Origin of the sequence: Paenibacillus sp. HGF5 (assembly GCF_000204455.1) — a bacterium.
GTDB classification, from domain to species: domain Bacteria; phylum Bacillota; class Bacilli; order Paenibacillales; family Paenibacillaceae; genus Paenibacillus_AQ; species Paenibacillus_AQ lautus_A.
The window spans coordinates 1-20,930 of the sequence record NZ_AEXS01000022.1 but is presented as its reverse complement, the minus strand read 5'-3'; the positions used below and the strand labels follow the sequence as shown (position 1 = coordinate 20,930).

At 46.2% G+C, this 20,930-nt stretch carries 21 protein-coding genes; 11 read left to right on the top strand and 10 right to left on the bottom strand.

What is annotated here, in order from left to right:
• Window positions 1–445: HAMP domain-containing protein (locus tag HMPREF9412_RS04345; protein ID WP_009590097.1), on the bottom strand; the 445-nt coding region annotated here is incomplete at its 3' end.
• The gene (locus HMPREF9412_RS04340) at window positions 442–1,128 is read right to left on the bottom strand and encodes a response regulator transcription factor (RefSeq protein WP_009590090.1); all 687 of its coding nucleotides are present in this window, start codon (window positions 1,126–1,128) and stop codon (window positions 442–444) included. The genes HMPREF9412_RS04345 and HMPREF9412_RS04340, both read right to left, overlap by 4 nt.
• 627 nt (window positions 1,129–1,755) lie before the next feature.
• Between HMPREF9412_RS04340 and HMPREF9412_RS04335 the strand changes: the two genes are divergently transcribed.
• Both HMPREF9412_RS04335 and HMPREF9412_RS32775 read left to right on the top strand, forming a co-directional pair.
• Window positions 1,756–2,157 carry a DUF6223 family protein gene (locus tag HMPREF9412_RS04335; RefSeq protein ID WP_036671221.1) on the top strand — a complete coding sequence of 134 codons (402 nt, stop codon included), beginning with the start codon at window positions 1,756–1,758 and terminating at the stop codon, window positions 2,155–2,157.
• 65 nt (window positions 2,158–2,222) lie between these two features.
• Window positions 2,223–2,399, top strand: a complete 177-nt coding sequence (locus tag HMPREF9412_RS32775) for a hypothetical protein (protein WP_009590104.1) — start codon at window positions 2,223–2,225, stop codon at window positions 2,397–2,399.
• Here the strand turns inward: HMPREF9412_RS32775 and HMPREF9412_RS04330 are convergent.
• The gene (locus HMPREF9412_RS04330) at window positions 2,396–4,009 is read right to left on the bottom strand and encodes an ABC transporter permease (RefSeq protein ID WP_009590091.1); all 1,614 of its coding nucleotides are present in this window, start codon (window positions 4,007–4,009) and stop codon (window positions 2,396–2,398) included. The two genes, HMPREF9412_RS32775 and HMPREF9412_RS04330, sit on opposite strands and share 4 nt — an antisense overlap.
• A 23-nt stretch (window positions 4,010–4,032) precedes the next feature.
• On the bottom strand, window positions 4,033–4,914 hold the full coding sequence (locus HMPREF9412_RS04325) for an ABC transporter ATP-binding protein (protein WP_009590089.1): 882 nt from the start codon (window positions 4,912–4,914) through the stop codon (window positions 4,033–4,035).
• Window positions 4,915–5,236: 322 nt separating this feature from the next.
• Here HMPREF9412_RS04325 and HMPREF9412_RS04320 point away from each other — a divergent pair, with 322 nt between their 5' ends.
• Together HMPREF9412_RS04320 and HMPREF9412_RS33560 are read left to right on the top strand one after the other, a co-directional pair.
• Entirely contained in the window at window positions 5,237–5,833 is a 597-nt protein-coding gene (locus HMPREF9412_RS04320; RefSeq protein WP_009590098.1) for a TetR/AcrR family transcriptional regulator, read from the top strand.
• Between the two features lie 190 nt (window positions 5,834–6,023).
• Complete coding sequence (locus tag HMPREF9412_RS33560) at window positions 6,024–6,182, top strand: winged helix-turn-helix transcriptional regulator (RefSeq protein WP_009590095.1); 159 nt, start codon at window positions 6,024–6,026, stop codon at window positions 6,180–6,182.
• On the opposite strand, the gene HMPREF9412_RS04315 is transcribed toward HMPREF9412_RS33560, so the two are convergent.
• The 6 genes from HMPREF9412_RS04315 to HMPREF9412_RS04290 form a co-directional block, all read right to left on the bottom strand.
• Complete coding sequence (locus HMPREF9412_RS04315; protein WP_009590096.1) at window positions 6,151–6,891, bottom strand: ABC transporter permease; 741 nt, start codon at window positions 6,889–6,891, stop codon at window positions 6,151–6,153. The genes HMPREF9412_RS33560 and HMPREF9412_RS04315 overlap by 32 nt on opposite strands.
• The gene (locus tag HMPREF9412_RS04310) at window positions 6,888–7,799 is read right to left on the bottom strand and encodes an ABC transporter ATP-binding protein (RefSeq protein ID WP_009590102.1); all 912 of its coding nucleotides are present in this window, start codon (window positions 7,797–7,799) and stop codon (window positions 6,888–6,890) included. Before HMPREF9412_RS04310 ends, HMPREF9412_RS04315 begins: the two co-directional genes overlap by 4 nt.
• A 17-nt stretch (window positions 7,800–7,816) precedes the next feature.
• Window positions 7,817–8,227, bottom strand: coding sequence for a DUF3021 domain-containing protein (locus tag HMPREF9412_RS04305; protein WP_009590093.1), 411 nt, complete (start codon window positions 8,225–8,227; stop codon window positions 7,817–7,819).
• On the bottom strand, window positions 8,224–8,682 hold the full coding sequence (locus HMPREF9412_RS04300) for a LytTR family DNA-binding domain-containing protein (RefSeq protein WP_009590087.1): 459 nt from the start codon (window positions 8,680–8,682) through the stop codon (window positions 8,224–8,226). Before HMPREF9412_RS04300 ends, HMPREF9412_RS04305 begins: the two co-directional genes overlap by 4 nt.
• A gap of 410 nt (window positions 8,683–9,092) precedes the next feature.
• Complete coding sequence (locus HMPREF9412_RS04295) at window positions 9,093–10,475, bottom strand: ADP-ribosylglycohydrolase family protein (protein WP_009590099.1); 1,383 nt, start codon at window positions 10,473–10,475, stop codon at window positions 9,093–9,095.
• 106 nt (window positions 10,476–10,581) lie between these two features.
• Window positions 10,582–11,430: a helix-turn-helix transcriptional regulator gene (locus tag HMPREF9412_RS04290; RefSeq protein ID WP_009590105.1), complete on the bottom strand. Its 849-nt coding sequence runs from the start codon at window positions 11,428–11,430 to the stop codon at window positions 10,582–10,584.
• 305 nt (window positions 11,431–11,735) lie between these two features.
• Between HMPREF9412_RS04290 and HMPREF9412_RS04285 the strand changes: the two genes are divergently transcribed.
• From HMPREF9412_RS04285 to HMPREF9412_RS04255, 7 genes are all read left to right on the top strand, one after another.
• Complete coding sequence (locus HMPREF9412_RS04285) at window positions 11,736–13,409, top strand: extracellular solute-binding protein (RefSeq protein ID WP_009590103.1); 1,674 nt, start codon at window positions 11,736–11,738, stop codon at window positions 13,407–13,409.
• Window positions 13,410–13,525: 116 nt separating this feature from the next.
• Complete coding sequence (locus tag HMPREF9412_RS04280) at window positions 13,526–14,431, top strand: ABC transporter permease (protein WP_009590100.1); 906 nt, start codon at window positions 13,526–13,528, stop codon at window positions 14,429–14,431.
• A gap of 37 nt (window positions 14,432–14,468) precedes the next feature.
• Window positions 14,469–15,353: a carbohydrate ABC transporter permease gene (locus tag HMPREF9412_RS04275; RefSeq protein WP_009590106.1), complete on the top strand. Its 885-nt coding sequence runs from the start codon at window positions 14,469–14,471 to the stop codon at window positions 15,351–15,353.
• 40 nt (window positions 15,354–15,393) lie between these two features.
• Complete coding sequence (locus tag HMPREF9412_RS04270; RefSeq protein ID WP_009590088.1) at window positions 15,394–17,124, top strand: sensor histidine kinase; 1,731 nt, start codon at window positions 15,394–15,396, stop codon at window positions 17,122–17,124.
• Window positions 17,125–17,136: 12 nt separating this feature from the next.
• Window positions 17,137–18,819 (top strand): response regulator, encoded by a 1,683-nt coding sequence (locus HMPREF9412_RS04265; protein ID WP_009590101.1) that lies wholly within the window; start codon window positions 17,137–17,139, stop codon window positions 18,817–18,819.
• 96 nt (window positions 18,820–18,915) lie between these two features.
• Window positions 18,916–20,190, top strand: coding sequence for a Gfo/Idh/MocA family protein (locus HMPREF9412_RS04260; protein ID WP_085981259.1), 1,275 nt, complete (start codon window positions 18,916–18,918; stop codon window positions 20,188–20,190).
• Window positions 20,191–20,485: 295 nt separating this feature from the next.
• Window positions 20,486–20,902 (top strand): hypothetical protein, encoded by a 417-nt coding sequence (locus tag HMPREF9412_RS04255; RefSeq protein WP_009590092.1) that lies wholly within the window; start codon window positions 20,486–20,488, stop codon window positions 20,900–20,902.
• The last annotated feature ends 28 nt before the right edge of the window (window positions 20,903–20,930 follow it).

The following is a 20,930-nucleotide window of genomic DNA, read 5'->3' as shown; positions in this document are numbered from 1 at the left end:
CGGCTTCACGCAGACGGAACGTCATATCGTTGAACGTTTGGGCAACTTTCCCATACTCATCTTTCGTGTCTACAGGTACTTTGACATTCAGGTCACCCTGCGCCACGCGCTCTATGGCAGCTATAAGTTTTTTGAGCGGGAGGGTAAGCACCCCCGACATCCAATAACTGAAGAACAACCCAATCGCAACAAAAAAGAACAAGCGCACTCCGTGCGTGACATTAAGCAGTTCGTTCAGCTGCATATTATCAAGGATATAAGATTTAAAAATTTCGAATTGCTCTTCAGGCGATGCGCTCAAATAGTTGGCATTGATTTGTTCCCTTTGAAATTGATCGATCAAGCCGCTTGTGTAAACCTGCGTTGTCAGGGAGAAAGTGATACTTACAATGAAAACGATCAGTCCCATACAGGCGAACATTTTCATACGGACCGTCATCTTCATGTACGTTCACCGAACCGGTAACCGAAACCATATACCGTTTGAATATATCGAGGATTGGCAGGATCGTCTCCCAGTTTGCGGCGAAGATTCCGGATATGGGAATCCATCGTTCTTTCGTATCCCATGTACTCATCCTCCAAAGCAGCCTTTAACAATTGTAAACGGCTAAAGACAATGCCGGGACGACCCGCGAGTGTGAACAGAATTTTGAATTCGGTAGGTGTCAATTGGAGTTCCTGACCGTCTTTGAATACCTGACATTTGGCCTCGGAAATGATCAGGTTGTCTCTTTCCAAGAATATCGACTTGTCTTCAGGTCCGCGTAAACGGCGAAGCAAAGCTCTGATGCGCGATGCGAGCTCGCGCAAGCTGAATGGCTTCGTCAAATAATCATCCGCGCCAATTTCCAGACCGACGATTTTATCTGATTCATCCGATCGGGCCGTGACCATAATAATGCCGCAATGCGAGGTTTGCCTTATCTCGCGGCATACGTCGATTCCGCTTTTTTCCGGGAGCATCCAATCAAGCACGACGAGATCAGGCCGTTCAGACCGGGCGATCATGAGCGCTTCCTTGCCTGTACAGGCTGTCAATACCTTGAACCCTTCACGTTGCAAATAGGTCTGCATCTCCTCCAGCATTCCCGGTGCGTCCTCCACAATCAACAATTTCGGTTCCATTCCCATCACATCCTTCCCTTAGTTTGATTCCATAGCGAGTACACTACGCTTACCGAAAATTATAACGTGATAAGGCAGGTTCTTAAAGAAATCCACACAAAGAGCGGAAGATCTGCATAAGTTCTCGACATTTGTTTTGTAAACTGGCTGTGAAAGGAGAGAGATAGCCGCGAAGAACAAGAAGGACAATTAATCTGGGGAATCGGATTCTGAGAAACGTAATTTTTGAAAACGGAAGGATGAACTGCGGATTGTATACGATATCGATTGAGAAAGCGCTGTTTGAACTCGGCATTAAGGGGGGATTATCCGGCAATTCCGTAACAATTGAGTAGAACGGAAGTACGACAGTGCTGGATGATCTAAACAAACAAAAACGTTTGAATTAGCTGAGCTCAGCACAGTCATTGCATACGGACGAGTGTTCTGGTCGTTGGAACGTCTAGGACAGAAAAGAGAATCTAGGAGAAGAACCCTGACTTAAAGCGGGCCTACGTACCCGCAATGATATTGTCACAAGGTTTTGGTGGTAAACAGATCTTACTAGTTGATCTAGCAGGAACTCCTAAACAACTCATGAAGTCTCCTGCAAATGATGAAAAAACAACAGAGAGGGGGAATTAACAAATGAAATTAAAGCTAGTTTCATTCGTAGTGCTTTGTGCACTTCTACTTGCTCCAACTATTGCCTCAGCTGAAGTGACCAACGGTAATGTCGGATACGGATTAACCCCCGGGCGACTCTGGGCCACGATGGATGCGGTGGTGGGCCTGATCAGCGCGGTCATCGGTGGGCTGTCTCTGGCCCGCTCCGTACGTCGTACCGGAAATGGTGGGCGAAACGGGTCGATCGTGGCCATGGTGCTAGGGCTGATCGTCTTAGTCTACGCTATGGTGCATCTGACCATATTCACTGGTGATTTCGGTACCGGCGTCGGGCGAGCTGGGGCGATCATTGCTATTGTGATGGGGCTGACCGGTATGATCCTCGCTGGGCTAACTCTGGCCCGCTCCCTCCGCGCCGGCTGACCCGACAATGATGCTTCCTATCCCAATACTTAAAGGTGATTTAAGCCAATGGGCGGATCTACGCGATGGATGAAGCACTAACCGCGTTTCAGCGAATAACGGGCGAGCAGTTTGGCAATATTGGTTTACTCTTCCGGATAAACTTCGTAAATGCGCAAAAAAAACGGGCTGAAAATACAGGATTCAGCCCGTTTTCTGTTCGATTTGTATCAAAGTATGAGATCAGTTTATTTATCGGTTAAGCTCCTTCAATCATATCCCGTTTGCGATATCCCACAAAGCCCAAAACCATGAAGGCAATACTGATTGCTGTGATTGCAATAAACGTTGCAGCATCAAACGGATCTACCGGCATCCGTGGAATCCAGCTTTGAACGGCTGTTTTCGAGAACCATTCCGGCAACTCCAAAATGCCGCCAAAGTAGTTTAGAGCAAAGGAATAGCCGAGGTAAGCATATACGCCTTTGCCTAGTCTTGGTGCCCAACCTAAAGCCAAAGCGGCAAGTCCCGTAAAAAACAACACGGAGGGCAGGAAGTTATAACCAGGGGCGAGAAAATCCCCCATATTCAGGGGCGAGCCGTCACCCATGGCAGCAATGGCTGTCCCGCCAAGACCGCTTGAAGCGAGCAAAATACCCACGATTCCAGCAACGTTGGCCAATATGACAGTCATCCAATAGAGCTGAGCTCGCGTCACTTTTGTGGCATAAAGCTGGCTTAAATGCCGCCGCGTTTCTTCCGTGAATAATTTGTTTACGATCGCAATCGGTAAAATGGAAACCAATCCCATCATGACCATGATTATGGTCCCGGTAAAGGCTGCTTCGATGGAAATGCCGGATATCGCAAACATTTGATTCATGATTTCATTGCTTTGAAGGAATGTTCGCATATCTCCATAAATCGAACCATAGGCTGCTCCCATGATGACGAAAGCAATCAACCAGCTGATCATTACGCCTTTATTCAACTTCGTAAACAGGCCGGATACGGACAGCAATGATTTTTTTGCCGATTCCCGTCCTTCACGTTCGGGCAAATAACCGGCTCCCATATCTCGGCGGCCTTCAAGGGCAAAAGCGATGATCACGACTATGACGCTGAAGACTATCGCCACAATCAGGGGGAGCCAATGGTTTTCCGTAAAAGGATAGGTTAGATACGTCCAACCCATCGGATTGATCATGGAGAGATCAGGATTCGACACATCCGTACCGGCGCGAAAAATATAAAGCAAGCCTATAATTCCGAGTGATGAACCGGTTGCACCGGATGAAGTCGGCATTATTTGTGCCATGACTAAGGCAATCACGGCGCCCAAGATCCCGGCCATCCCGATGGATGCGCCAAACAAAAAGGCTCCTTCGGCCGAAATCGTATCTGCTCCATAGCTAGTCATCATTCCGCCAATCACAAGCGCTAATATCATATTGATCACTAGAACTTCGGCAATTACCGCAAGCGAGTTGGCTTGACGGCCCACTTGGAAGGAACGGACGAGTTCAGTAAGCCCAAGATCTTCTTCTTTGCGAGTATGGCTTACTACATGCAATGCAGCGATAATCATCGCAAACAAACCGCAGAATAACAACATTTCGTGCGCATACATCGCGCCCAAGGTATAATCTGCTGATGTCTCAACCGGTGTCGGACCAACCATGGAAATCATGGCGGGATTTTGCAAGGTTTCATACATTCCTTGCAAACCTTGCCCCTTGCCGATTTCTTCAAAAGCAGGAACAAATCCGGCTGAAAACAAGCCTAAACCTAAAATCCAGATGATGATTTTTTTCCAATCACGTTTCAGAAATTGGACGAATAGTACATGCGATCGCGCAAATTTTTCTTGCATTATAATTTCCTCCGTTTCCGCCCTTAGACTTCATAATGACGCATGAATAAGTCTTCCAGCGTAGGCGGCACGGACTCAAACTTCTTGACGCCCAACTTTGCCGCTTCGGACAAAATTTCATTGATACATTCGTTATCCGCGGAAAATGTCGCTTGATTGCCGGATTGCTTGAAATCATGGACACCGTTAACGGATGCCATTATAGCCACATTGTCTTGCGTTACCATCGTTACCGTCGAACGGGTTAAGTGACGCAACTCATCCAATGTCCCGGTTTCAACCACTTTGCCTTGGCGAATGATGACCACTTTATCGGCCAACCGTTCCACTTCGCTCAAAATATGAGAGGACAGTAAGATGGCTTTTCCCGCAAGCTTGATTTTTTCGACCTCATCCTGGAAGACGGCTTCCATCAGCGGATCAAGACCGGAAGTCGGTTCGTCGAAAATATACAAATCGGAGTCAACGGCCAAAGCCGCAATCAGGCCGACTTTTTGCCGATTTCCCTTGGAATAGCCCTTGGCTTTCTTCTTCGGATCCAATTCAAACCGTTTAATCAAATAGTCGCGTTTATTTTTGTCTCCGCCGCCATGCAATTTCATAAATAAATCAATGATTTCGCCGCCAGTTAAGCTGCCCCAAAGCGCCACATCCCCAGGAACATAAGAAATTCGTTTATGAATCTCAAGGCTGTCTTTCCATACATCCTTGCCAAAGATCTTCGCTTCCCCGGCATCCCGACGGATAATCCCAAGTAACGTACGAATTGTTGTGGATTTCCCCGCGCCGTTCGGCCCGATAAATCCGACAACTTCCCCGGCATTTACCGTAAATGATACGTCTTGCAACGCTTTGAACTTCCCGAAGCTTTTTTGCAAGCCTTGCACCTTTACAATGTTTGTCATAGCACTAAAACTCCTTCTTAACCAGTTTTAGTAACGTGCTTTCCAGTTTAAAGCAAAGCTTATTTCTGTTGAATAGTGAACTAATGATGAATTAATAGTTCGTATATTTGGATTATCTGCCTTGTTTTAAACCAAAGTTCATTTACAGTTTCAGTTATACACCCGATAATGGTCATAGTCAATGTAAATAAAACTAAATTTAGAACTCTGATGCGTTTGATAATTCATAATTTCGCTATATAATTAATAGGAAGGAAAAATACGAACTAAATCCTTCTTAAAAATTTTTTTAGTCATAATAGCCAGAAAGCAGGAATGAGGAATGAATGGTTTTGAAAAGCGGACGCAAGAGAAGAAAAAACAAGTTCTCGAAGCGACTTTTAAGTTGATGAATACCGATGCAGGTATCGAAAATGTAACGGTGGATGAGATTACTAAACATTCCAATGTCGGTAAAACGACGATTTTTAAGTATTTTGGGAGTAAAGAAAACCTGCTCCATGAGGTGTTTAAGTATTTTTTAACTCAGATGGGGGAAACGGCCCGAGAAATCATGGCCGAAAATAAACCTTTCGAAGAAACGATCATTGCCATGAGCCAGAACAAAATCAATTTTCTGAAAAAAATCAATAAACAGTTTTATTTGGATTTAATGGATTATTTTACGAAGAAGGACGATGACGGATTATCGCTGATGATGCAGCAATACGTCAATGAAAGCTACAGTCTTATGTTGGATTTGTTTCACCGCGGGCGTAAAGAAGGCAAGGTTGATCTGAAATACTCGGATGAATTTCTCCTTGTTTATTTCCAGGCCCTGGTTGAGGGGATCTCCAGCCCGCATATCTACCCGAAGATTCTTCCTTATACCGCCCAATGGACGGAATTGCTGATAAAAGGGATTGCGCCAAGCAAATAAAGGTAGAAGAATGAGAGAGTAAGGGCAGGATCGTATGAGATCATTTGCGGAGAACCGTATCATCGATAATGGCAAGGCAGAGAATCGAACTGCAGGTCGATTCTCTGATAGCATATTCACTACTGAATTGATAGTTTGGTGGGGAAATGGAAGCCCGTCATTTTGCTTCAACTGATTTCCAACGAAAACTATGAGATTCAGCGAGCTTCAACAATCGATACCGGATATAAACAAAAGGGAGCTTGAGTATAACGATATTGTACATCGAGAGGTTTATAACCAAATCCCTCCATTAAATAAGGCTAGGCCAATGGTGGCTACTTCCCGCTCCACCGGAAAAACCGTGTAGCAAGCACAACAGATACAATGGCAATGCCAATCAAAACAGCAGCTTCAAAGCCATACTCCGTAATTGGCGCTTCTGTCCACGTCCCCCGCAGCAACTGAATGACGTAATAGAGCGGTAGTATTTTCGCTGCATATTGAAGAACCGTCGGCATCATTTCCAGCGGGAATGTCGCTCCTGACAGGAACAGCATCAGGTTTAGAAATAATGAACTGATTGCGGAAGCAGCCTGAGTGTTTTTTGCTAATGAGGTCAAGAATAAAGCAAATGGGAAAAAGGCGAGGATGCTAATAAGCAATGAAAGCAGGGTGCTTCCGATGTAGGCCGGCAGGGTCAAATCGTAGAGCAGCATGCCAAAGACCATCAGGAGCATGGCGGATATAGCAAAGATGACGGTTCCTTGAAAGGTATGGGCGGCGAGGATTTTCCATGGCTGGAGCGGTGTTGATTGATATCTTCTTAATACGCCCGTTTCCCGGTAATTGGTTAAAACAGTTCCCAGTGTAAAAAAGGAAGTGGTTACGATATTGACGCCAATCCACGAAGGAACAAAATATTCCGCAAAAGCCCTTTTGCTCATGTTATCTCCAACAAACATGGATCCAAACAGTCCAATCATCACAACGGGAAAGAGGAATGTCCAAAACATGCTTAAACGGTCTCTAAAGAACATTTTCGTTTCTAAACTGGCGAGTTTTACGATTGCCTTCATCCGATTTTCTCCTTTTCCAGGTACTGGATAAATAAATCATCGAGAGAGCCTTTCTCAAACCTGAAGCTGGACAATGGGATGCCTTTTTCCTGACAGTAACTGAAAATGTGATAAGCCGTCGTCTGCTGGTCATCACAAAACACTTTGAATTCGTCTTGATTCTTTTCAACGCGCTCCACGCCGGGAAGCGAGCTTAGATATTCGGGGGCGAGTCCTTCACTGATAAAGGTAAGACAATTAGCAGCACCTTCGTTTAATAATTCACGAGGGGAGTTTAAAGCTTTTAATTGGCCGCTGTATATCATCGCCACCCTGTCGCACAGCTGCTCAGCTTCTTCCATATAGTGCGTGGTCACCACAATCGTACTTCCACGGTCCCGTAACAGCCGGATCAAAGACCACATTTCCCGCCTTGCCGATGGATCAAGACCCATGCTCGGCTCATCAAGAAATAAGATTTCAGGCTCATGGAGAGTGGCTAAAGCAAGAGTTACCCGCTGTTTCCATCCGCCGGATAAGTCATCAAATTTTACGTTCAGCTTTTCGTTTAAGCCAAGCAATTCTATGAAATGATCTTTCTGCGTAGCGTTATCGTAAAATGAAGAAAAGAGATCCAGCGCTTCTTTTACTTTCATTTTCTTCTGGATCGAAGTGGCTTGAAACTGGACACCAATTCTCTTATTTAACTCCCGAAGCTGCTTATTGGGGACAAGTCCAAGGACTTCAACCGCTCCCTCGCTTGGATCAGAGATTCCTTCCAGGATTTCGAGGGTGGTCGTTTTCCCTGCGCCGTTCGGTCCGATAATCCCGAAGATTTCACCTTTGTAAACATCAAAGGAAAGATTCTTTACTGCCTTGGTCCCGCCAAAGTTTTTCGATAAATTGTGAACTGTAATGACACTCTCCATGCGTATCCTCCTTTTATTCAATGCTTTCTAAGATCGTTATTCAGCTTTTTTGATTCATTTTTAAAATAAAGATAAAACCCAATCCATCCGATGGCGTAAACGAAAATAGAGATTGCCAGGTATATCAAAAAATTCTTTACATCAAACGGAATCCAGCCAACCCATAGGCTTAATATAAAGTAGAGTATGGTGACTGTTAGAAAGTGCAGAGCTGTCTGCATGGGCAGGGCAAGTGAGCGGATTTCAAAGTAGAGGGGGGTGACAGTAAACAGCCAGCCGCAGAATATATAACCCAATGCATTTTTAATAAAATGCATTCCGTCTATAGTCGATTGTCCGCCAAAATAAATAAGCGCACTTGTAGTCATTACAGCAATAAAGGCCCCGAAGAATATACCGATCATGCTTCTGAAAAAAAATGCATTCATTTCGTTTCCCCCCTGTTCATTCTTAAAACTTCTTTAATTCGGCCAATGTAATGTCGCGAAACATATTCTTTTTCACCTGATTTAAAGTGAACACAAAGGGTCCCGTTAAATGATGGTTCGAAATGGCTCATTGCATAGAGGTTTGCAATGACGGACTTTGAGATCCTGATAAACCGGTGGGAGGGAAGGGAGTTTTCGAGCTCATATAATTTTTCTTTTACTTTAAAGATTCCTTCTGAGGTGGCGGCTGTGACCACATCGCCTTCTGTACGAAAGTAGTGTATTTCCTCGTGCTTAATTAAGTGCTGGTTCTCTCCATCTTTTCCGACGATCAAATCCGTGTCATTCTTATTGAGGTACTCGAGGATCTCCTGGATGGCTGGGGTCAATTCTTTGCAGTGAATCGTCACCGTGGTTTCTTCGTTGCGCGGGTCGATGTCGAGTGAAATTTTCATGTATAGACGGCTCCTCCATTCCATACGCTTTATAGGTTTAGTATAGATGGCGATTTTTCAATTGTCATTAAAACAAAGGCGACACGCAGGACGCGGGCAGTAAGATGCATGTATCGGCGTCCGACCTGCAGCGAAGCAGATAAAATACTACACGAAAATGGCTTATACCTTCTAAAATGAGTTATCGAAATGAGTTCATCGGGCGTACAGAACACTTACCAAAGAGGATATTATCGGGGGTGTTACACAGATTTTATTTAAATGCTTGGAAAGTTAATGTTTGGGCAATTTCTCAAGAGAAGTTCGATAAAAAAGAAGGCAGCTGATCAGAGCGATCAGCTGCCTCTTATGTTAACGGACATATTAGTTTAATATGATACCGCATTATACTCGATTCATCCTAAATCATGTTAATGCTGCAATTTTCGGAAGACCCAATAGCTTCTTTGAGCGCATTCGGAGATGGCAATGGGGTGGAAGCCACTGACATCGGCATACAACGTATCGTTTAGCGGCGAGATCCACTTCTCAGGAAGTGCCGCTGCTCCAAGCGATGCGCCAAGAATGGAGCCGACGGTGGCGCCATTGCAATCGGTGTCCCAGCCTCCAAGCACGGCTGTCGTAATGCCTTTCTCGAAATCCCCTCCGGAATGAATGAGCGTAGCCGCGCATAATGCAGCATTATTGTTCGTATGAACCGGGTGATAGTGCTTAAACGCTTCCCATATTTTACTCACCAATTCTAATGTGTCTTCCGTTTCCTCAGCAATGTTGACCGCTAATGCGATATCTTCTGCAAGTCGGCTGCGTTTCGGAATTTCACTCAATCCGATCTCAACAATTCGCTTCATATCACGTTCAACGAATGCGGCGGCAATCATTGCCGAGCAAAACATGGCGCCGTAAATCCCATTCTTCACGTGGGAGAAGGAAGCGTCACGCCAAGCAAGCTCAGCTGCAAGCTGGGGCTGGCCGGCAGCACCGTATGCATAGCCGTCCACGCGGATCTGGGCGCCGATCCATTCGCGGTAGGGATTCAAATAAGAACGCCCCCAGTGGATATGTTTCTCCCAGTCGTCTGGCTCATCGCCGCTAATATGTGAAGTGACACGAGCGAAATTAAGATAGGACTGAGCTTCTGCCGTGAATACCTGCCCGAATGACAAATGACGATGCCACAGCTTGCCTACATCCCAGGAGTTGAAATCAAATCCGCGTTCCTCAAGCATGAGCAGACCGAGAACGGTATATCGAACATCATCGTCCGTTTCCATAAAACGAATGTTATCCCGGCAGCTGGCCAAGCTGCTCCACCTTGCGATCTCGATACCGTACTCGGCTTCTGCAGTTGAATCGCCCGGTGTATAGTGGCGAATCGGCCATTGCCCTGCGCCTTCGAACCACAACTTAATATTGTGCCAGCCGGGTCTTCCGCCCGAGCCTTGCATGAAGGAAGGAGCCTCGAGAGGTTTTCCGAGCGCGCAGCCAGCCGAACGGCCGAGCCACGCACCATGAAATTTATCCTGCCATTTAAGCTCATCCCAGTTTCCGGACAGGAGTCTCGGTCCATCCGGACGTTCGGCGCGAATGGCCTCCAATTGCGACGGCTCGAAATACTTGAAATCCGCATGCGGTTCAAGAGCCATTAAAGCCTGGTATACTTCCATAAGCTTTGCTTCGTTTGTGCCTGCTGCTTCCAGACGTTCGGTCATCCCCTCTACATGACAGCCTTCTTCTCCGCGCTGTTTTATTTCGTCGCGAACTATTTCCCTCAGTCCAATCCATTTCGTCATCACAGTTGCCCTCCTGAAATACATGAAATCAACATATGCCTTGATTATAACCAGCCATGCCGGCAATGACTTCTCAAATTAGGAAAGCATTATTCTCATTTTTTGCTCACTCCGTAATCCCCATAGATTGCCGATAATGGACCGGGGACAGACCGACATTCTCTTTAAATACGCGGTAAAAGGTCGGCAAGCTTTGAAAACCGCATTCGAATGCAATATCAGCAACAGCTTTGTCCGTTCCTGCCAATTCACGCTTGGCAGCCTGGACACGAAGCAAGGAAACATATTCCGAGAAACGATAACCGGTCGTTTCCAGAAATGCCCGGCTCGCGCGCGAGACGCTTAAACCAAGTTCATCAGCCAATTCCCCTAAGCTAACCGGCTCGTGGTAACGATGCTCGACCAAAGCGGCCAACGATTGCGCCTGGCGAACGGAATGTACCATATGATGACGCTCCTCATCGGTTAGCAAACCGTTGTAATGTCGAAGAAGACGGCCGCACAGCTGAATGAGCGCGCTTTTGGCCATGACCACATAACCCGGGGATTTCTCCCGCAGCTCTTCCGCTATAGCCAGCACCCAAGGCGTAAGCAGTGTGGCGAGGGGCGAGCCGCCCATAATATGATTGCAAAAATGAGTGGAGCGATAGGAGAATGGCAGCAGCAGACCGGGCTCTTCCGCTAGCAGCAGCGCGGGATCAAAGTTAATAAAAAGATAGCGGCTCGGGTCGTCGGGGGCAGATTGGGCAATATGCCGTTCTTCATTATTGACCAGAAATAAGTCGCCAGGTTTCGCTGCATATTGTTTGTTGCCAAAGTAAAAATAGCCTTTGCCTGTTAAACAGAGGCCGATCTCCAGACTTGCGTGCACATGAGGCGGCTGCCGATAAGTGGCAGGTGTCCATTCGAAAGCATTGATAGCAATGGGATGGTCATAGGCAATATGAAGTTTCATTATGATCCAACGCCTCCAGACAAACATGAATTTGTATGCTAAGTATATAGACAAGGCATGCCTTCAACCAGATACTGTTATTTACTTTCATACATACATTTTGAGGTGTTTCAATTGAAAAGTAAACGCCGCCGATGTATAAGTGAATCACGGTAATTATTTGCTTTTTGCCTGGTGTCAAGAGGTGTATACGAAAGTAAAGACTAGTATATAGAACAGCGGGGGGCTTCTTTCTATACTGGAATTATGAAAGACTGCAATACAATTTGCAGAAAACTAAACGAAATGTACCGGAGGGGTAAAATTTGAAGAGCAAAAAGGCACTTGCAATGATCTCCTTGACGCTTGCATTGGCGATTACAGGCTGCGGCTTCAAAACGTCGTCTGAGCCAAACCAACCACCTGGAAATTCCAAGGAACCAATCCAAACGCCAGGCACAGGAAACAGCAATGATATCGTTGAGGTTTCAACGGTTTCGCCAAGCGATCCTTACTTGAAATTTGACGAAGGTGAAGACTTCGACAAAAACTCAGTTTATGACGTTTATGAAAAAGATATCGGTGTCAAAATTACAAACAAGTGGATTGCCGATGTAAGCCAATTTAAAGAGAGAGTAAAAATTGCGATCGCATCCAACGATCTTCCGGATTTCTTGCTTGTAAACGCCGCACAGCTTAAAGAGCTTACTGAAGCGGATATGATTATGGATTTGACAGAGATTTATGATCAGCATGCTACGGAAGAGACGAAAAAGTTTCTGACCATGGACGGCGGCATGCAGATGAAAACTGCGATGATCGACGGGAAAATGATGGGGATTCCAAGCTCATACAACCCGTTCAACTATCAATACTTGTTCGTTCGTACAGACTGGCTGAAAGAACTTGGCTTGCCTGAGCCTAAAACAATGGATGATTTCATAAAAATTGCCGAAGCGTTCAAAACCAAGAATCCTGGCGGCACAAAACAAGCTTACGGTATTGCGGTCAGCAAAAATCCATTTAGTATCGAGACAGGCGTTACCGGTCTGAGAGCGTTCTTGAACGGCTATCACGCTTATGAAAACATTTGGATGGAAGATGGGAACGGCGGTTTGATGAACAGTGATATCCAGCCCGAGATGAAGCAGGCGCTTGCAGCGCTGCAAGACATGTTCAAAAAAGGGTTGATCGATCCTGAGTTTGCGGTTAAAGATACGGAAAAAGCCGCTGAGCTCATCTACGACGGCAGCATCGGCATGGTATTTGGTGCTTCCTGGACACCGGCGCAGCTTGTGCAGGGCGCTGTGAAAGACGGGAAGGTTGTTCAAGAATGGGGAGTGTTCCCTATCCCTTCCGTAGACAACAAGCCTACATTGAATCAAATTGGTCTTGGTGTTGACGAGTACTATGTGATCTCTAAACAAGCCAAGCATCCTGAAGGCGTTATCAAATTGCTGAACCAATGGATCGTCGTTGATAATACGATGAATCCGACAGATGAGCAAAAAATCTATCTGTATGGTAAAGACAAACAAGAAAAAGGCAACAACTACTGGCTGCTGAACCCGCTTCGCGTAGGCAAACAGATGGATAACAACGGCGAAATTCTGCCGAAAGCGATCGAAACGAAAGATCCTAGCATTCTTCAAACTGCAGACCAGAAGGGTCGTTATGAACGTGCGATGAAATTTATCGATGGTAGCGATATCAATATGTGGTGGGAAGTGCTGATTTCGGGGCCGAACGGAGCGGTATCGCATAACCCAAAAATCCAGCAAAACAAAGAATACCTGCAAAACAAATTCTACGGCGCACCTACGCCGACGATGGCAGACCGTCAAGAAATTTTAACGAAGAAACGTGATGAAATATTCATCAAAATCATAATGAACCAAGTATCCGTAGACGAATTCGATACATTCGTTGAAGAGTGGAAGAAGCTTGGCGGCGATGAAATCACGAAAGAAGTTAACGAGTGGTATCAATCGATGAAATAGGATCTGTAGCGCAAAGGAGGGATTGAATCTATGCAATCCCTCCTTTTTTCAAGAACAATCAGGTTCTTGAGCAAGGAATGCGCACAACATGAAAAGTGAATCAGCGAGGTGAAGATATGAATAGTCTGACGCGCATGTGGAAGAAGGAATGGCCGCTTCATTTGATGCTGCTGCCGGGTTTAGCTATGATTGTTATTTTTAGTTACATTCCTATGACAGGAATCATGATGGCTTTTCAAAAATATGTGCCGAATAAAGGGTTGTTCGGCTCCCCGTTTATCGGATGGAGGAACTTCCAGCTGTTAATGGATTATCCGGATATCGGCCGCATCTTCTTTAATACGGTATACATTGCTGTAATGAAAATCGTTGCCGGTTTGTTCGTGCCAATCACGATAGCAATTTTGCTTAATGAATTGCGTAGAGAATGGATGAAAAGAACGTTCCAAACCCTGGTCTATCTGCCCCATTTTCTATCCTGGGTGCTGCTGAGCGGGATTTTGGTCGATATTTTGTCTCCTTCCTCCGGCATATTGAACCAGCTGCTTGGATGGTTCGGCATGAAGCCGATTTTCTTTCTTGGCGATAATAACTGGTTCCCTTATGTCATGGTCATCTCCGATGTATGGAAAGAATTTGGATTTGGTACCATTGTTTATTTGGCAGCACTGACAGGAATTAATCCTACGCTTTATGAAGCCGCTCAAATCGATGGTGCGGGCCGCTGGAAACAAACGCTTCACGTGACGCTGCCGGGCATGATGCCGATCATCGTTCTTATGCTGACGCTTAATATCGGCAATGTGCTGAATGCGGGATTTGATCAAATCTTTAACCTGTACAGCGCGCCGGTTTATGAAAGTGCCGATATCATTGATACTTTTGTCTACCGTATGGGGATCCAGCAAGCCCAGTTCGGATTTGCCACAGCTGTCGGCTTATTGAAATCCGTCGTATCCTTTATTTTCATTTCCGTATCCTACGTACTCGCATACCGACTAGCGAATTACCGTATTTTCTAATAGATGAAAAGTCGGTGATTCAGAAAGGAGACTGACCGTGGTTATTAAACCGTCATTCGGAAGAAGGGCTTTTCTAGTTTGCAACCTAGTCTTTCTAGCGTTTATATCTTTTTTATGCTTAATGCCGATCCTTCATATTTTGGCGATTTCGTTTAGCTCGGGTTCGGCGGCGGCAGCCGGCAAGGTTGCGCTGTGGCCTGTAGAGTTTACAACGGCGGCTTATGATAATGTGTTCGGCAAGCCTGAGTATGTAAGAGCCTTTGGCATTTCGATTCAACGGGTTGTTGTCGGGACGGTATTAAGTATGTTGTTAACGATTATTACAGCTTATCCTTTATCCAAGGATCGCAATACGTTTCGTCTAAGAACCGTCTATGCATGGATATTTGTTTTCACGATTTTGTTCAACGGCGGACTCATTCCTACCTATTTGACGATTAAAAGCTTGGGACTTATTGATACTCTCGGAGCGTTGGTGCTACCTATGGCAATTAACGTGTTCAACGTCATCCTGCTATTGAACTTTTACCGCAATCTGCCCAGGGAGCTTGAGGATGCTTCACGGATTGACGGAGCCGGGCATTTTTCAACGCTTTGGAAAATATATGTTCCGCTATCGTTGCCCGCACTGGCAACAACGGGGCTGTTTACGATGGTAGGGCATTGGAATAGCTGGTTCGATGGCATGCTTTATATGAATCATCCGGAAAATTACCCGCTGCAAACCTTCTTGCAAACCGTTATTATTAAGATGGATTTCCGATTTCTTAAATCAGAAAATGTGGAACTCATGCTGCAGCTGTCTGACCGTACAAGCAGGGCGGCACAAATCTTTGTTGCGGCTTTCCCGATTCTTATTGTCTATCCATTCTTGCAGCGGTTTTTCATCAAGGGCATTGTGATGGGAAGTGTAAAAGAATAGACAAGGAAAGTCGTAGATCTCGGGCACAGGAGAACAAACGATGAAAAGTATATTCTTATTACAGGATTCCTCCATATTCAAAAAAATAATGGCTGCCTTTTTGGCAGCCTTACTGCCGCTTATGGCAATTACCTGGATGATGAATGAGCAAGGGGCCGATCATATCCGCAGTGAAATATCCGATTCGATTTTGAATACGACAAGGTTTTATTTAGAATCCCTGGATCAGGAAGCAGACCGGATCAGCCGATATTTGCCTAACTACGTTATGGACAGGGATTTGATGGAAGTGGCGGCGACAGGCGAGCAGATGAACTCCTATGAGCGGTCGTATAAAATATTGGATATTCAGCACCGCCTGGATTTAATGAAAAATTCCAGTCCGTTCATTCGCGAGGCGAAGGCGTACATTCCGCTAATCGAGCGCACTGTGCTGAGCAACAGCTTTGAAACAAAGCTGAATGCGGAAGAATATGAAGCGATGCAGCCGGACAAGAAGCTTTATACGGAGCCCTTTATTTACTGGCAGGACCGACTGTTTATTACGATGCAGTACCCTGCAAGCAAAAAAAACCCGCTCTATGTGGTAGGCGTAGAGCTCTCAACCGGCAAAATTAAAGAAACCTTAGCGCAAATCGGCAATAGCAGGGGAGGCCAGACCGTATTGTTTAATCTGGAGCGCGGCTGGGAAATCAATAGCGGCTCCGACCTTGAATTACATGATCTGATGAAGCAGCTGGCTTTTGAGAAGCAGGCAGCGAAAATAGATGAAGGCTATGATACGATTCATTATAAAAACAAGCGCTTTCTAACCGTATTCAAGTATTCCACTCTCTGGAATTCATACACGGTAACTTGCATACCGGAAGAGATGATTCTCGGTTCATTGCAGGTATATAGGGCATTGTTTTGGTGGGCTTGCGCGCTTGCTGTTTGTATTTTTTTATTTTTTACCTATTTTATCATCCGATTAATATACCGTCCGTTGTTAAAGCTGGTGCGTTCCTTCCGCCGCATGCAGCAAAACGAGCTGGAGCCGATATTGATCGACCGCAGGCAGGATGAGTTCGGCTATTTATACCAGGCTTTTAACGATACCGTGAAATCTTTGAAAACATTGATTGAGGAAAATTATGAGCAGCAAATTCGCAATCAGCGTTCGGAGCTGAAGCGATTGCAATCGCAAATAAATCCTCATTTTTTATATAATTGCTTTTTCGTGCTTTGCCGCTTGATTAAATCCGATACCCAGAAGGAAAAAGCCTACCAGTTCTGTTTGTACATCGGGCAATATTTTCAGTTCATTACTCGCCATCATGATGACGACATTCTGCTGGAGATGGAGCTTGAGCATTCCCGCACTTATGTGGAGATGCAGTCGATTTGTTACGGAGATCGAATCCAAGTGCTGTTTGAAGTCGAAGCCCAGCCGATTGAAGTCCCCCGATTGATTTTGCAGCCGATTATTGAAAATGCTTATAAGTACGCCCTCGGCAATATGCGCGGCAAGGGCGAGCTATGGGTGCACAGCAAGCTGGGAAATGATGCTTTGTACATTTATGTAGAGGATAACGGCGAGTTCATTACGGACGAGGAGATCGAAGCGCTGGGCAAGAGGCTGCGTTATTCAACGAACCAGATGGAGGAGACAACCGGCCTGTTTAATGTTCATCGCAGAATTCAGCTTCGTTATGGAGAAGAGTATGGGATTACCGTATCACGTTCTGAGCTTGGCGGGCTTCAAGCTATTATTAAACTGAGTTTGAGCTAAGGAGGAATCGCCATGTACAGGCTATTAATCGTGGATGATCTGCCGATTATTGTAGATGGTCTTCTGGAGTTGTTCGAGAAGACGGAGCATTTGGAGCTTGAGGTCATGAAAGCCTATTCCGGCGAAGAGGCCCTTGAGGTGCTGTCCCATCATCGGATGGACATTGTGATTTCGGACATTAAGATGTCCGGCATAGAGGGCATCGAGCTGCTGCAGGAAATCAAATCGCAGTGGCCGGCGTGCAAAGTTATTTTATTGACCGGGTTCAATGATTTTCACTATGCGAAGAACGCCCTAACATTCGGCGCCTTTGATTATTTGCTGAAAGTGGAAAGCGACGAGAAGATCATTCATACCGTTGAACGGGCGATAGAGGAAATAGAAGAGGAACAGGGTCAGGCTCAAATGATCTTGCGGGCCCAGTCCAAAATGAGAATAGCGATGCCTTCCCTGCAGAAGGAATATATCTGGGGTTTATTACAAGGCAAGACGATGACGGGGCAGCAGCTTCGGGACGCTTTTGCGGAAATGGACATTCCGCTCGACGCATCGCTGCCCGTCTATTTACTGACTGGCCGGATCGATGCCTGGAAGGAAATGTTCACGGCGCCGGACAAGGCTTTGCTCGCTTACGCCCTTCAAAATATCGGCGATGAGTATTTATCCGCCCATGTGCGCTGCTTCTCTGTTGTATTTGATATGAACAAAATGGTATGGATCTTTCAGCCTAAAGCCAGTCCGGAGATAACGGCGGATACCCGTACGATGGAATGGACCCGGGCATACCGCTATGTGAGCGGCAATTTGGAGACGATCCAGGCGACCAGCAAAAGGCTGCTGAACCTCTCCGTATCTTTTCTTATTGGCAGCGAGGCTGTCCCATGGAATCGGCTGTCGGATCGTTTTCATGCGATGAAATACGGTCTTATGCAAGGCCATGGCTTGTTCCATGAGGTCATCATGACCGATCAAGATCTTCAGAAGTCCGAAGAAAAAGAGAAGGCGAAAAGCTATTATGACAGCTTTTTTCACGCTCGCGTACAGCTGCTGATGAGCTGTCTTGAAAATAATCACCGCGAGCAGTTTAATCATCTGTTTGTTGAATTGACAGATATCTGGAACGATCCGGATACTCCTTATGAGCGCAAGGTTGAGTTGTACCATTTCCTATCTGCGGTATTTCTGGCACATTTGCACAAAAATAAAGATATGCGAGACTATATGAACACCCAGATTAATTTGGATCTGCTGTTCCGCCAGGAGGAGACCGCTTCATGGACGGAACTGATTCCATACTATTGGCAAATTGCGGACAGCTTTTTTGAATGGAATGCGCTTCGAGGGACAGAGCTGCCGGCGGAGGTCGTCAATAAGGTGCATCGTTATATAGAGGAGCATATTGCGGATGATATTTCCCTAACCGCGATCGGGGATTATGTCAGCTTGAATCCATCCTATCTCTCAAGGCTATACAAACAGATCACGGGAATTGGTCTTTCTAAATACGTAAATGATTACCGCAATGTCATTGCAAAAGATATGCTGCTCAATACATCCATGAAGGTCAATGAAATCGCCGCCAAGCTCGGTTACAATTCAGCGCTTGCCTTTATCCGCTTCTTTAAGAAGCAAAATGATATGACGCCGCAGGATTTTCGGACGGCCCGCACCGAAACGATGCAGCAAGGTCAATAAATGTATATGGAATGTAAGCAATGATCTATTTTGATGGGCGGAGTCACCCCTTACAATGAAATTATAATGCAATTGTACATGCAAGGGGGACTAACATTGAGAACATTAACGGCTGTACTATTAGGCGCAGGCAGTAGAGGAAGATACATCTATGGACCGTATGCGGAAAAATTTCCGAATGAGCTGAAGTTTGTTGCCGTAGCCGAGCCGGATGATGAACGCAGACAGCGTTTTGCAGAGATTCATCAAATCGCCGAAGAGCATGTTTATCATTCATGGGAACAAGCATTCGAGCAGGGAAAGATAGCCGACGTGATGATCATCTGCACGCTTGATCGGATGCATTATATACCGACAATGAAAGCGTTGGAGCTTGGCTACCATGTCATGCTGGAGAAGCCGATGTCACCGAATGCACGGGAATGCATCGAACTGGAGCAAGCGTCCCTTAAGTTTAAGCGTTTGCTGGTGGTCACGCATGTGCTTCGCTATTCCCCGTTCTGGTCGGGCATCAAGAAATGCATCGAGGAGGGGGAGCTGGGTGCAATCGGCACCATTCAGCTGACAGAGAACGTAGGCTATCACCATATGGTTCATAGCTACGTACGCGGCAATTGGCGCAATTCCGAGGAAACAAGCCCGATGATTCTGGCCAAATCCTGCCATGACCTGGATCTCATCTCCTGGCTGATGGATGAACCATGCACAGCGGTCAGCTCCTTTGGCTCATTGCTTCATTTTAAAGCCGAGAACGCGCCGGAGGGTGCAGCAGACCGCTGCATCGATGGTTGCGAAGCGGAGAGGGAATGTGCCTTTTCAGCGATTAAAATGTATTTGGAGCAGCCTGCCGATCATTGGGCGCGCTATATGACTCATGATTTATCACAGGAAGGCATTATCCGCGCGCTCAAGGAAGGACCGTTCGGCCGCTGCGTCTATCGCTGCGATAACAATGTGGTCGATCATCAGGTCGTCAATATGGAATTTGTCAGCGGCGCTAATGCTAACTTTATTATGTCGGGATTAACCCAAAGCGGTACTCGCCGTGTGCAGATTATGGGCACGCAGGGAGAGATCATTGGCGACATGGATAAGGGCTCATTTACGCTGTACCGCTATGCGACGGGCGAAGAGATTGAAATTAAATGCAGCGTGCAGGGCGACGGTCACGGCGGAGGCGATGAGCGCATGGTGAGCTCTTTCCTCAAAAATGTACATCAGTTCGACCGCAACCCGTCTCAAGGCCTTACATCGGCTACCGCTTCCTTGCAAAGCCATTTGATTGCCTTCGCTTCCGAACGATCCCGTTTGCAGCAAGGCAGAAGCATCAAGCTGACCGAGATGTATCAGAAGGAGGAAGCGGGCGTTTAATTGTACACAACTGCAAAACGATGCGGAATAGGCAATATGAAACGGAATCACTTACTGCGCGGTAATTATGGCGGACATCCGCGGCGTTCGGGCTTGGGAAGTGCGTACCCCGGATGCCGTACAAGTCCGCGAACAAAGAAGGAAATGAGGAATGAGAAATCTTTGTTTGTGAAAGCGGTTCCAACGATGGCGTTTGCCGAATTTCGTGAAAGGGGGGATCCATTTAAGTATCCATCACAAAGCGGGTAAAGATTTCAGGCATTTCTACACTTGAGATTAAAAAGGAGCTGACCTAATGACTATGAACAAGAAATGGGGATCCGTCCTGCTGACAGCAGTATTGCTGATTTCCTCGATTTCTGCGGTGCAGGCTAAATCGCCTGCTCCGGCAGTGGAGGATACGCAATTCCGCAATCTTGCGGCCGGCCTCCCATATGAATGGTCTGAGGAGCCAGAAGCGTCGCATCCTGACGGCGATTACAAACTTACGGATGGAAAATACGGCACGTTGGATATGAATGACCCGGCATGGGTAGGGCATCTGCGTGGAAAAACGCGGGAAGTCGTCTTTGATCTCGGTGAGGAAAAGTCAATCGGAAAGATTACCGCTCACTTCTTCCAAGATTATCCTACCAACTCAATCCTCGTGCCTTTGACCGTATCGATGTATGTCTCCGACGATAAAGAACATTGGGGCCTGCTGTCCCACTAACGCCACCCAGCTCGCTCTGGGGGGAAGA